Consider the following 11,666-nt stretch of genomic DNA (forward strand, 5'->3'; position numbering starts at 1 on the left):
TCGGGAGTGCCGCTTCAGCGTGTCCCCTTGCCCATGGCGCGCGCCGCAAGGGCGGCCGCCGCGGGATGGCGGCGCAGGCCCTGCGCGGCATGGTCGCGCCACGCAAAGGGAGCGCCGCGCCAGGACAGCGCGATGCTGACGTCGGTCAGCGGCACCCTCTCGGCGCCAAAGCGCCGCTTGTAGTCTTGATTGCCGATGCTGAGGTCGAAGCGGCGCACGCCCTCCGCATGCAACGCCGCCATCGTGCGCTCGGCGACGAGCAGCCCCGGCGAGCAGCTCGACCATGGATTGCCGGCGTGGCTGATGCGCAGAAGGTAATAGGTCGCGCCGGATCTGACGCCGAACGCGGTGGCAACGGTACCCTTATCGCAGACGAGCGCCGTGACGACGGCATAGCCGTCCGCGACGCCCTGGCGGGCGACCTCGCGGTAAAACCGGGCATGGGCGTCGTCGTTGAGGACGAACCGCGAGCCGAGCTGGCGCATGCGCGCCTGCTGCTGGACATCCATCACGTCAAGAAGCTCATGCGCGCGCGCAACGTCCGCGGCGATCTCGAACCGCGCGCCTTCGTGCCGGCTGAAGACGCGCCAGCAACGCGGCATCTGCATGCGCTTGATCGACGCTTGATAGTTCTCATAGTCGTCGCCCATCAGCACGACATTGCCGTTGAGCGACGAGGAGCCGATCCGCCCGAGCAACACCAGCGGATTCGGCTTGCCGCCGACCTGGGCCGGCATCTTCCTCAGGCGGAGCAGGTCGAAGCGGTCCGGCAAGGCGCGCAATGCCTCAACCAGGGCTCCGCCGATCGCATCCATCGCCGCCGCGTCCAACGCGGCATCGAGCGCCAGGATCGGCGCGTTGTTGTCGGAGACGCCGAGATCGGCGAATTCGACGATGCGGATGCCGCGCCTGATGTGGCTGACCATCGGCACTAGCGCGATGTCCCTGCCGGTGGTGGCATCCGAGATCATCGCGATCAGCGGCGCAAAATCGTGAAACGCCTGATACCATGCATCGAGCCAGTAGCCATGCTGGAATGCGGTGCGATGCCCGGCGTTCAGACGCGACGCGGCCTGCCGCCAGTCACGCACGAAATCGACGGCGATTTTCGACGTGCTGGACACAAGACCATCTGGTTGCTCGACGCTGAGGAACGTCATCTGCGAGGCATACGATTACTGAATGTTTCGAGATAGATTATGTTTTGTCGCACACCACAAGAGACCTAGCCGCTTATCGTTAAGCCGATGCCACCATCGCCTCGACTGCGACAAGCTGTCAGAGCTCCGGTTCCAGCTGCTCGACGCATTGGAACCTGGCGAGGAAATGCAGGCCGGCCACGGCGAGCGCGAACATGAACCAGATCGGATTCTGCCGTTCGAGCAGGAAGGTCTCGGTCGCGCCGTAGTACAGGCCGAACAGCCACACGGTCAGCAACAGCTTTGCCAGCGCCCCACTGCGATTGTGGGTCTGGGCTGACTGGAAATTGCCGAGAGGTGCGAGCACGAAGACGAGTATCACGAGCAGCAGCCCCGGCAGACCGATGGTGACCGCGAGGTCGAGATAGCTGTTGTGGCTATGCGCCGCCGACGTCGCCCATTCGGCGCCCTGGGCGGTCTGCCGCGCCGTGACATCATCCCAGAAGGCCGCATAGCCATGACCGATGATCGGCTTCTCGGTAACGGCCGCGAGCGCGAACTCCCAGATCGCGGAGCGGCCGGTGAAGGTCGGATCGAGCGGCAGCAAGCGCGTCATCGCCCCCAACGCCGGGCTCATGACACTGCCGACCGTCAGCAGGTTCATCACGATCAGCGGCACGAAGCAGATGATCCGCTTCAGCCACAGGCCGGGGGTGACATAGACCAGCGACGCGAGCGCGTAGATCGCAAGGCACAGCACCGACGACGTCTTGCCGCCGGTGAAGATCAGGAAGATGCCGGCCAGCGCGGCGATCGCCGGTCCCATCACGAACGAGCCGACGGCGGACAGGTAGATGCCGACATAGACCAGGATGGTCATCACGGGTGAGGCGATGTTCTTGTGACCAAAGCTGCCGCGCCAGTCGCCGGCAAGCTGCGGCTCGCTGATATCAAGCGCGGTGTGGATCGAATAGTGCGGCGCGAGGAAGACGCCGAGATAGCAGAGCGCGAGCAGCACCAGCGCAGCGACACCCAGGCACAGGTTGAAGCTGCGCTGCGTCGGCGGCAGCAATGGCAGCAGGACGGCGAGCGACGTCACGCTGGCGGCGAGCACAAAACGCTGGATCGAAACACCTGGGCTTTCGGAGAGGACGATGTTGATCAGCAGCCAGCCTACGAGGCAGAGATGAAGCGGCGTCACCAGGGTCTTCAGCGCGGGCGCATCCGTGATGGCGACGAACAGCACCGCAACCGCAGCGAGGAGACCCCAGGAAACATAGGCCAGCGCCATTCGTCCGCCGACGACGGTGGTGACATCGGGATTGCGCAGGTCCGGAAAGGGATCGAGCGTCACCAGCACCAGCAGCAGCGAGGCGACGGCGACGAGGCAGCGCGCCGCCTGCACGGCATTCAGCTCCGCAAGGCCGTCGCGGAAGGCGCGGCCCAACGATCGGGCCTCGATGTCGGTGATGTCGGCGGCGCTGCGGTCCATGGTTCAAGACATTTGGTGACGCCGGGGAAGCTCAAGGTCGTGGCTTAACCCCATCGAGCGTCCATCGACCGGGCCACCGGAGGCCTGCGACGCCGCCGGCTGCCGCACGATGCTCCGCGCGATCTCGTAATATTGCAGCGCCCGTTGCTCCAGCGTGAGGCTGTCCAGGACATAGCCGCGCGGATCAAACACGCCCGCAGCGCACCCTTCCCAGAAGTTTTCCCAGCCCGCGTCGAATCCCGCGACGTCGACGAATTTGGCCCCGCAGCGCTCATCCCAATACGGCACCGACGACACCGGCGCGAACTGCACACGGTGCGGATAGTAATCGGGGTCTCGCCACGGGCCGCCCGGATCCCAGGCGAACACCGGCACGCCGCAAGACAAGGCCTGCTGATAGGCGATGCCCTGGCTCTCGTTCTGGCACAGGAAGATCATCGCGCGCGAACGCGCCAGCGCGGCCTGATACTCTTCCTCCTTATAGCTGCCATAACGCAGCTCCGTGAACGAGCGGCCGTCCTTCAGGAGCCGGGCGCGGACGGGATCGATCAGCTCCGGCGCATAGCGCTCGCGGTCCCAGTAGACCTTGTCGTAGATCAGCACGTCGACCGCCTTTTGCGCGACGTGCGACGGCGCCCAGAGATCGGTGTCGATGCCGACCGGCCAGGCCTCCGTCTCGGGCCAGTACGGCCGGTACATGTCAACGTACCAGGGGCCGGGTACCACGACCTTCTTCACCGGCAGACGCTTGAACAAATCAGGGTCGTCGAGCGGATGATTGTGGGCGGCGACGCCGAGCAGGATCGGGTTCTTCCACGCGAACTTGTCGAGCAGGAAGGTGCGGCCGATGATGCAGGCGAGCTCGTCGGGATGCCGCGCGATGTAGCCGTAATCGTTGACGCGATAGCGGATCCCGAGCCGGTCGAGTCCCGCGCAGAGATTGAGGAACACGCGAAGCTGACCGCTCATGCGCGGCTCGCCGAGCAGCAAGCGGCGCGCCATGCGCCGCAGATGCCGATCGCCGGGAAACCAGCGGTCGTCCTTGTCCTCATAGAAGAGGTTGAGGATCATCGCATCTGGGTCGTGTTCGAAGGTCTTTGCGGGCACTGGATCCATCCGCGGCAGCCGGATGCGCATTCTCGCATGGGAGCGGCTGTCGCTCTCTTCCAAATTTGCCACAGGCTTAATGCCAGCGGCTTAACGCTAACTGACGAAACCAGCGCCGCGCACGGCTTCCCGGCAACGATCTGGCTGTAATGCGAGTATCATTCGCGGGGCCTGCACATGCTGCGATCGATCGCATCATCCATTCAGCAGATGCGCCCTGGTTAACAGACTCTTAAAGGCGAGCCGTGGCTCAGATCACCGCCGAAGACGTTCTCGACTTGCAGGCCACCACGCGCCTCGTTCCGGCGGTTCGCCAGCCGCTGCCGTCGAGCACGACGGTGTCCGTGGTCATTCCCGCCAAGAACGTTGCGGCCTATGTCGGCGAAACCCTCGCCAGCGCACTGGCGCAGGGCGAGGTGGGCGAAGTGATCGTCGTGGACGACGGCTCGACCGACAACACCGCCGCCATCGTCCGCGGCATCCGCGATCCGCGGCTGCGTCTGATCACGAATGATTCCGCCGGCGTGTCGGCAGCGCGCAATCTCGGTGCGCGATATGCCCGCGGCGACTGGCTGCTGTTCCTCGATGCCGACGACCGCCTCCGCCCCGGCGCAGTGGCGGCGCTGCTGGCGGCGGCACGCGGGGCGCCGCGGGCGGTGCTCGTCTACGGCGATTACAACACGATCGACAGCGAGGGACACCAGATCGGCCGGCGCGGCCTGCTGAAGGGGCGCCGGAAGCCGTCCGGCGACGTGCTGACGCGGCTCGCCGCCGGCAATTTCATCGTCAATGGCGGCATCGCGCTCGCGCGCGCCGAGGCTTTCCGTGCCATCGGCGGCTTCGACGCCTCGCTCAGATATTGCGAGGATTGGCATTGCTGGTGCCGCCTGGCCGCGATCGGCGAGTTCGAATTCGCGCCGAAACTGCTGCTCGATTATCGCCTGCACACCGCCAACACCATGAATGCCGCGGTGCGGACGCCGAAGGATTTCTTCCCGGCCATCGCGCGGGTATTCGACGACGGGCTGATCCTGGCACGGCTGCCCGAGGGCACGGCGGCCGGACTGCGCCTCGCCGCCGAACTTCATCTCATCACCTACTCGGCGATGCAGGCGGTGCGCTTCGGCCGATATCGCCAGGCCTTCTTCTATCTCGGAATGGTCGGCCGGCGCTCGCTCAAGGCGTTGCCGCGCGCCGCGGCCAGGACCGCCCTCGCACGCTTCGGCATCTGATCGTCACGACACGATCTTCGAGGCCTCATAGGGTTTTGGCTCGATCCCGAACGCCGCGAGCATCGAGCCGAGCGCGACCATCACCGGATGCATCGCCACGACGGCCTTCGACGACGTCAACAGACCTGCGGACCGAACCAGCGAGAGCGGCAGCCGCCCGAGCATCTGTACGAACACCCGCGCTCGGGCCGCCGCGCTCTGCGCGGCCTTGTGCTGCACGCGATAATTGATTGCGCCGATGCGCAGGCCACGCTTGGCGATCCAGCCGAGGCTGGTGCGGCTTTGCGGCACGGTCTCGGTGATGACCGCCTCCGCCGTCCAGTGGAAGATCATGCCGGCATCGCGGCACCGCACGAAGAAGTCGCAATCGCCGCCGCCGAGGAAGTTGAAGCGCAGGTCGAATGCGGGACGATCGAACCGCTCGAAGGCGGACCGTGTGATCAGACAATTGCCGCAGCCGTAGATCAGCGGCACCGCGCCGGAATAGTCGTAGGCGGGACGGAAGGCGGGATGACGCGAAAGCCACGGCTTGCTGTCGTCGTCGAACATCGGCAGCACCGGCCCGCCGACCACGTCGGCGCCGGTCGCCTCCGCGGTGCGGACCATCAGCTCGAGCCAGTCCGGCGAGGCGATCTCGTCGTCGTCGATCATCAGGAAGCGGGTCGCGGCGGAAAACAGCGCCTGCGCCGTCTCGAACGCAGCGTTGATGGCCTGGCAATTGCCCTGGCGCTTCTCGACGAGGCAGACGCCCTGCAGCCTGCCGGCCGCCAGGAATTCCGCAGCAACCGGCGCGCTTTCGCGCTGCGCGGCATCGTTCTCGACCATGACGACGGCAAAGGAACGTGGGGTCCGCTGGTTCGCAAGCGACTCCAGCGTCAATCGCAGATGCTGCGGACGGCGGAAGCAGGGAATGCAGACGACGATACCGACCGACAGGTCGATGACCCCGGAGCTCGCCACGATCTCCCGGTTGGGATCGCGCACGGCATCCGAGATGCGCGTGGCGGACAGGTCTGTCGGGATCAATGTCATGACGTTCTAGATGTCCGAGATATGTTGAAAAAGCCCTGCTTCATTCGTACGTCCCGCAACGGCGCATCGTCGCGGGACAGATGCGTCCCAAAACGAACGGCCAGTTGAAGGGGCGCGCCTGTGCCTAGCCCCGGTCTCCCGGCCGTCCTGAAACAACATCATGCGTTTAACCGCATTCGCCGGTTTCTCCCGCGACATCATGCGCGCGTGATACTGCAAGTCGCGGTCCATGCGCCGACGACGACCCAACATGAACAATGCCGTAGTTAATGCGCATGCGCATTAACCCGCCCCTAAGCACTGCGACCGGTGAGACGGCGCGGCATCGGATTTGCTCTTCGGGCTCGCGATATTTTTCCTGTAAATTTGAATAGAACAAGCGCGGTCCAAAAACATGAACAAGCCAGCCACAATCGATTTTGCGACAGCCACGGCGATCCAGATCCCCGCGGCGGCTGCACCCGTCCAGGCGCTTCACGATCTCGTCCCGGGCGAAGCCCGCGACAGCCTGCTCGCCGTTCACGACGTGCTACGCCGCGAACTGCCGCAGGGCCAACTCGCCATATATGAAGCCGGCGGCGGCTCGTGCAGCGTCCTGCCGCCGGAATTGCCGAACCGCAGCAAGGTCACCGTCGTCGACATCGACGAGGACCAGGTCCGCAACAACACTTACGCGGACGAGGCGATCCTCGGCGACGTGCAGACCTACCGTTTCGGACACGAGACCTTCGATCTCGTGATCTGCTACAACGTGATCGAGCATCTGCCCCATGTCGACGCCGCGCTCCTGAACTTCCGCGATGCGCTCAAGCGCGGCGGCTTGATCCTGATCGGCGCGCCCAATCCCCGCTCGCTGTCTGGCGTCGTCACCAAATATTCGCCGCACTGGTTCCACGTCTGGTTCTACCGGCACATCCGCGGCATCAAGGATGCCGGACTGCCCGGGGAGCCGCCATTCCCGACCTTCTTCCATCCGCTGGTGACGCTGCCCCGGCTCGAAGCCTTCGCGGCTGCCAACGGCCTTGAGATGATCTACCGCCGCGAGGTCGAAAGTCCGCGCTATCCCGAGATGCGCCGGCGCAAGCCGCTGTTCGCGGCGCTCGTGGACGCCGGCGCGGCCGTGCTGAATACCATGCTTTCGCGTGGGACCGACGTCCGTCGCGGCGACTATCACGTCATCCTGCGGAAGAGCTGACGATCATGGCGCGCGCGCGGCCCATTGCAGAGCAAGCCGAGCCTCGCAGCCATGCCGTGCGCGGTAACGAACCGTTAATCTCCAGGGAGCCCCGGCATCGCCGGCGTCACGAGGACGCACCGCGGAGTGGCAAGCGCTTAAACGCTTTGTTTGCCATTTCGGTGAATAGTCCCTCAGTGAGTATGGTTAATTTTCCCTGTTGCGTTGATTGGGCACCTATATCCCGGGTGCATGGCAAGAAGCGAAGAGTAACCCCTCAGCCTGCGGCATTTGGAATGAAAGCTGGGGATCATGCTTGACTATAACCAGCCAATAGATCGGGCGAAATCCGAGCCCCCGCAACAGAGGTCTCAGGCCGGCTTCAACGTGCTGGAGCTCGCCAATCTGCTCTGGCGGCGGAAGATCGCGATTGCCGCGGCTGCCCTGCTCGGCGCGACGCTTGCCGTCACCGTGGGCAAGAGCCTGACGCCCCGCTACACCGCCACCGCCCAGCTCTATGTCGATCCGCGCGAGCTTCAGCTCGTCGACCGCGAGCTCACGCCGCGCGCGCAGGACGTCTCCGGCATGTCCATGGTGGTGGAGAGCCAGGCGCGCTTGATCACCTCCAACAGCGTCCTGCTCAAGGTGATCCAGCAGGCCGGTCTCGACAAGGATCCGGAATTCGGCGGCGGCGACGGCAAGAGCCTGATGTCGTCGCTGCTCGGCCTGATCGGCCTGCAGCCCCGCGCGCCCTCCGCTGCGGAGACGAAGGAAGTGCAGCTTGGGGCGCTCGACGCGCTGAACCGGCACATCACGGTCCGCAAGACCGAGAAGAGCTTCATCGTCGACATCGAGGTCTGGTCGACCGATCCGGCGAAAGCGGCGATGCTCGCCAACACGCTGACCAATGCCTACCTCACCGAATCCCGCAACTCGCAGGCCTCGGCCGCACGGCGTGCCACCAACGATCTCTCCGGCCGCCTCAAGGAGCTGCGCGAGCGGCTGCGCAGCGCCGAGACCACGCTCGCCACCTACAAGGCCCAGAACAATTTCGTCGGCACCCAGGACGCGCTGATCAGCGATCAGCAGCTCTCAGCCAGCAACCAGCGGCTTTCCGCGGCTCGCGCGGCGACGATGGACGCGCAGGCGCGGCTCGACCAGATCGAGGCGAGCCGCCGTACCGCTGCCGATGCCGGCGCAAATTCGGAGGCGCTGCAATCGCCGACCATCGCGAATTTGCGCGCGCAATATGCCGACGCGCGAAAGAGATATGCTGAGCAGGCCGGCGAGCTCGGGCCGCGCCATCCGGCGCTGCGCCAGACCGAGAAGCAGGTCGAGGACCTCAAGCGCACCATCAACGAAGAGATCGACCGCTTCGCGCAGTCCGCCAAGAACGATCTGACGCGCGCCCGCGACTTCGAGGCCTCGCTCAACCGGGCGCTGGAAGCGCAGAAGCGGCAGAGCGTCCAGCTCAGCCAGGCCGCCGTGCGCCTGCGCGAGCTCGAGCGCGAGGCCGATGCCAGCCGCGACGTCTACCAATCCTTCCTCAAGCGCTCGCGCGAGACCGAGGAGCAGGAGACGCTGAACACCTCGGCGGCCCGCGTCATCGGCGAAGCGACGGTACCGCAGCGGCGCTCGTTCCCGCCCGCCATGAGCCTGTTCGCCATGATCGGCTTCATCTTCGGCGCGTTCGCGGCGTCGAGCTGGTTCGCCGCGGCCGAACTCCTGCTCGTCGGCGCACCGGCGCCCGCATCGGCCCGCCGTGAGCGCAAGCCGGTACCGGAGAGAACGCGCACGCCCGAGGTCTTGCCGGCTCCGGAAGCTCCGCAGCCCCCGCAGGTTTCGCGACCTCAGGAAGTGGCGCAGGTCCTGCCCGAACTTGCCGCGCCATCGCTGCAGCCTGAGATGGTCGAAAAGCCCCTGATCGAAAAGCCGCTGATTGCGCGCCTCCAGGAGGCCGACGTCATCCACACGCTCGGAGCCATTCTCGCCACCGGCGGCGGCGTCGACCTCACCCGGCTGGGCTGGCCGACGTTGCGGCCCGGCTTTCCCCTGACGCGGCTGCTCAACGCCTGGCGCGATATGCGAACGGCCGTGGCCCGGCGCACCGGCGACAAGGCGATGCCGGTCATCGCGCTCGTCGGCGCCGACGAGACCAGCGGACGCAGCGTGATCGCGCTGAATTTCGCGCTCGCGGCCGCGCGCGACGGTGCCCGCGTGCTGATGATCGATGCCGACCATCAGGCCCACGCGCTCTCGAACAGGGTCAGCCGCCCCGGCAAGAGCGAGCCGAGCAGGCTCGGCTGGCTCTCGATCGGCAGCAAGGCCGCACGCGAGATCAAGACGGTCAACGGCATTTCGGTGCTGCCGGTCGGCGAGAGTGACGCCGGAAAGGCTGCCGACGCGATCCGCAAGGCGATTGCGCAGGCGCGTTCCGCAGGCGGCTATGACCTCGTGATCCTGGACGGCCCGGCGATGCCGCTCTCGGCCAGCGGCCGCAAGCTGCTCGACGACACCGACGCGCTGGTGGCGGTGCTGCCGACCAGCCTCGACATCAACGACAGCCTGGAAGAGATCCTGACCGCGCTGGGCCGCGCCGAGCGCAAGCTCGTCGGCGTCGTGCTGGACGAGCTCACCCCGGCACTCCAAACGCGCCAGCGAGGCAGACAATATGCTTGAGCGTCGCGTCAACCTCGACGGACGGGCGGCAACGGCCGACGTGCCGCGAATCACCGTCGGCGGCCTCCGCATGGCCGCGATCGATCTGGAAGCGACCGCCGATTTCATGATCGAAGCGACCGATCCGGACAATCGCATCGGCCGCCCGTTATTCCTGACCTCGGCCAATGGCGAGGTGCTGGCGCGCTGCTCGACGGAACCGCAGACCGAGCGCCTGTTCCGCGCCGCCGACCTGATCAACGCCGACGGCCAGCCGCTGGTGGCGGCCTCGAGGCTGCAATCATGGTTTCCCCTGCCCGAGCGCGTCGCGACCACGGACCTGTTCCACGTCGTCGCGCGCAAGGCGGAAGCGGTCGGCCGCACCTTCTACATGTTCGGCGCCAGCGAGGCCGAAAACATCGTGGCCGTCGAGAACGTCCAGAAGCTGTATCCGGACCTCAAGATCATCGGGCGCAGCCATGGCTATCTGCGAGGCGAGGCGCTGCGCGCCAAGGTCGAGGAAATCAACGCGCTTGCGCCGGACTATCTGTGGGTCGCGCTCGGCGTGCCCAACGAGCAGGCATTCGTGGAAGAGTTCACGCCGCACCTGACCAATGTGGGCGTTATCAAGACATCAGGCGGGCTGTTCAATTTTTTATCGGGCAGCCGTTCCCGCGCGCCACAATGGATGCAGAAGGTCGGACTCGAATGGGCCTGGCGCACCTTGCTCGAGCCGCGCCGCCTGTTCTGGCGCTATTTGACCACCAACCCCCGCGCGCTCTATCTTCTCTTCAGCCGCAACAAACCCCTCCGCTAAGAGAAGAGCAGAAGACGACATGACCGACCGACCGACTGTCCTCGTCACTGGGGGCGCGGGCTATATTGGCTCGCATGCCTGCCGCGCATTGACCGCCGCCGGCTATCAGCCCGTCGTTTATGACAATCTCTCGACAGGTCATCGCAGCTTCGTTGCCGGTCCCCTGGTGACGGGCGATCTGCTCGACGGCACGGCGCTGGCACGCGCCTTCGCCGATCACAAAATCACGGCAGTGATGCATTTCGCGGCGGCGAGCCTGGTCGGCGAGTCCATGACCGATCCGCAGAAATACTACATCAACAACGTACAGGGCACGCTGTCGCTGTTGCAGGCGATGCGCAACGCCGGCTGCCATCGCATCGTGTTCTCCTCGACCGGCGCCGTCTACGGCAATGCCGATTCCAAGGAGCTGCCGGAAGACTTTCCCTGCGCACCGATCAACCCCTATGGCGCGTCGAAATGGATGATCGAGCGGATGCTCGCCGATTACCGCGCGGCCTACGGCTTCGGCGCGTTCTGCCTGCGTTACTTCAACGCCAGCGGCGCCGATCCGGCCGGCGGCATCGGCGAGCTGCGCGACAATGAAACCCACCTCATTCCCCGCGCCATGATGGCGCTGCAGGGCCATGTCGACTTCGCAGTGTTCGGCGACGATTACGACACGCCCGACGGAACCGCGATCCGCGATTATATCCACGTCACCGACCTCGCCGCGGCGCATGTCGCGGCCCTGAAGCTCCTGGAAGAGGGGCATGCCGGCGGCAGCTTCAATCTCGGCACCGGCTCCGGCTTTTCCGTGCGCGAGATCCTGAACGCGATCAGGCAGGAGACCGGCCGCGAGGTGCCGCATACCATCAAGCCGCGCCGCGCCGGCGATCCCACTTATCTGGTCGCGGATCCTTCCGCTGCGAGAAAGGTGCTGAACTTCGTGCCGCGTCATTCCGACCTGGCGACGGTCATCCGCACCGCCTGGGCCTGGCACCAGAAGGCGCATCCGCTCAGACAGCGTTAGGCA

General features: G+C 65.6%; 9 protein-coding genes. 5 read left to right on the plus strand and 4 right to left on the minus strand.

Annotation, left to right across the window (positions count from 1 at the left end; translation table 11 throughout):
- Positions 1–14 precede the first annotated feature (14 nt).
- The 3 genes from AABA84_RS02840 to AABA84_RS02850 all read right to left on the minus strand — a co-directional run bounded on the left by AABA84_RS02840 (position 15) and on the right by AABA84_RS02850 (position 3,738).
- Entirely contained in the window at positions 15–1,160 is a 1,146-nt protein-coding gene (locus AABA84_RS02840) for a GNAT family N-acetyltransferase (RefSeq protein ID WP_212253186.1), read from the minus strand.
- Positions 1,161–1,278: 118 nt separating this feature from the next.
- Complete coding sequence (locus AABA84_RS02845; RefSeq protein ID WP_212253184.1) at positions 1,279–2,631, minus strand: O-antigen ligase family protein; 1,353 nt, start codon at positions 2,629–2,631, stop codon at positions 1,279–1,281.
- A 3-nt stretch (positions 2,632–2,634) separates the two neighbouring features.
- Positions 2,635–3,738 (minus strand): glycosyltransferase, encoded by a 1,104-nt coding sequence (locus AABA84_RS02850; protein WP_212253182.1) that lies wholly within the window; start codon positions 3,736–3,738, stop codon positions 2,635–2,637.
- Positions 3,739–3,983: 245 nt separating this feature from the next.
- Between AABA84_RS02850 and AABA84_RS02855 the strand changes: the two genes are divergently transcribed.
- Positions 3,984–4,970, plus strand: coding sequence for a glycosyltransferase (locus tag AABA84_RS02855; protein WP_338311274.1), 987 nt, complete (start codon positions 3,984–3,986; stop codon positions 4,968–4,970).
- A 3-nt stretch (positions 4,971–4,973) separates the two neighbouring features.
- Here AABA84_RS02855 and AABA84_RS02860 read toward each other — a convergent pair whose 3' ends face one another.
- A complete protein-coding gene (locus AABA84_RS02860) occupies positions 4,974–6,002 on the minus strand; it encodes a glycosyltransferase family 2 protein (RefSeq protein WP_212253178.1) in 1,029 nt (342 codons plus the stop codon).
- A 394-nt stretch (positions 6,003–6,396) separates the two neighbouring features.
- Between AABA84_RS02860 and AABA84_RS02865 the strand changes: the two genes are divergently transcribed.
- The 4 genes from AABA84_RS02865 (at position 6,397) to galE (ending at position 11,663) form a co-directional block, all read left to right on the plus strand.
- Entirely contained in the window at positions 6,397–7,197 is an 801-nt protein-coding gene (locus AABA84_RS02865; RefSeq protein ID WP_338311277.1) for a class I SAM-dependent methyltransferase, read from the plus strand.
- Positions 7,198–7,488: 291 nt separating this feature from the next.
- Entirely contained in the window at positions 7,489–9,855 is a 2,367-nt protein-coding gene (locus AABA84_RS02870) for an exopolysaccharide transport family protein (protein ID WP_338311278.1), read from the plus strand.
- A complete protein-coding gene (locus AABA84_RS02875) occupies positions 9,848–10,651 on the plus strand; it encodes a WecB/TagA/CpsF family glycosyltransferase (RefSeq protein WP_338311280.1) in 804 nt (267 codons plus the stop codon). Before AABA84_RS02870 ends, AABA84_RS02875 begins: the two co-directional genes overlap by 8 nt.
- A gap of 19 nt (positions 10,652–10,670) precedes the next feature.
- The gene (galE, locus tag AABA84_RS02880) at positions 10,671–11,663 is read left to right on the plus strand and encodes a UDP-glucose 4-epimerase GalE (RefSeq protein WP_212253164.1); all 993 of its coding nucleotides are present in this window, start codon (positions 10,671–10,673) and stop codon (positions 11,661–11,663) included.
- Positions 11,664–11,666 lie beyond the last annotated feature (3 nt).

Source organism: Bradyrhizobium sp. TM239 (assembly GCF_036247985.1).
Lineage (GTDB): Bacteria > Pseudomonadota > Alphaproteobacteria > Rhizobiales > Xanthobacteraceae > Bradyrhizobium > Bradyrhizobium ottawaense.

Excerpts from the sequence above, each read along its gene's own strand:
- AABA84_RS02840 (WP_212253186.1), bottom strand. The coding sequence starts at position 1,160 with ATGACGTTCCTCAGCGTCGAGCAACCAGATGGTCTTGTGTCCAGCACG.
- AABA84_RS02845 (WP_212253184.1), bottom strand. The coding sequence starts at position 2,631 with ATGGACCGCAGCGCCGCCGACATCACCGACATCGAGGCCCGATCGTTG.
- AABA84_RS02860 (WP_212253178.1), bottom strand. The coding sequence starts at position 6,002 with ATGACATTGATCCCGACAGACCTGTCCGCCACGCGCATCTCGGATGCC.
- AABA84_RS02865 (WP_338311277.1), top strand. The coding sequence starts at position 6,397 with ATGAACAAGCCAGCCACAATCGATTTTGCGACAGCCACGGCGATCCAG.
- AABA84_RS02870 (WP_338311278.1), top strand. The coding sequence starts at position 7,489 with ATGCTTGACTATAACCAGCCAATAGATCGGGCGAAATCCGAGCCCCCG.
- AABA84_RS02875 (WP_338311280.1), top strand. The coding sequence starts at position 9,848 with ATGCTTGAGCGTCGCGTCAACCTCGACGGACGGGCGGCAACGGCCGAC.
- galE (WP_212253164.1), top strand. The coding sequence starts at position 10,671 with ATGACCGACCGACCGACTGTCCTCGTCACTGGGGGCGCGGGCTATATT.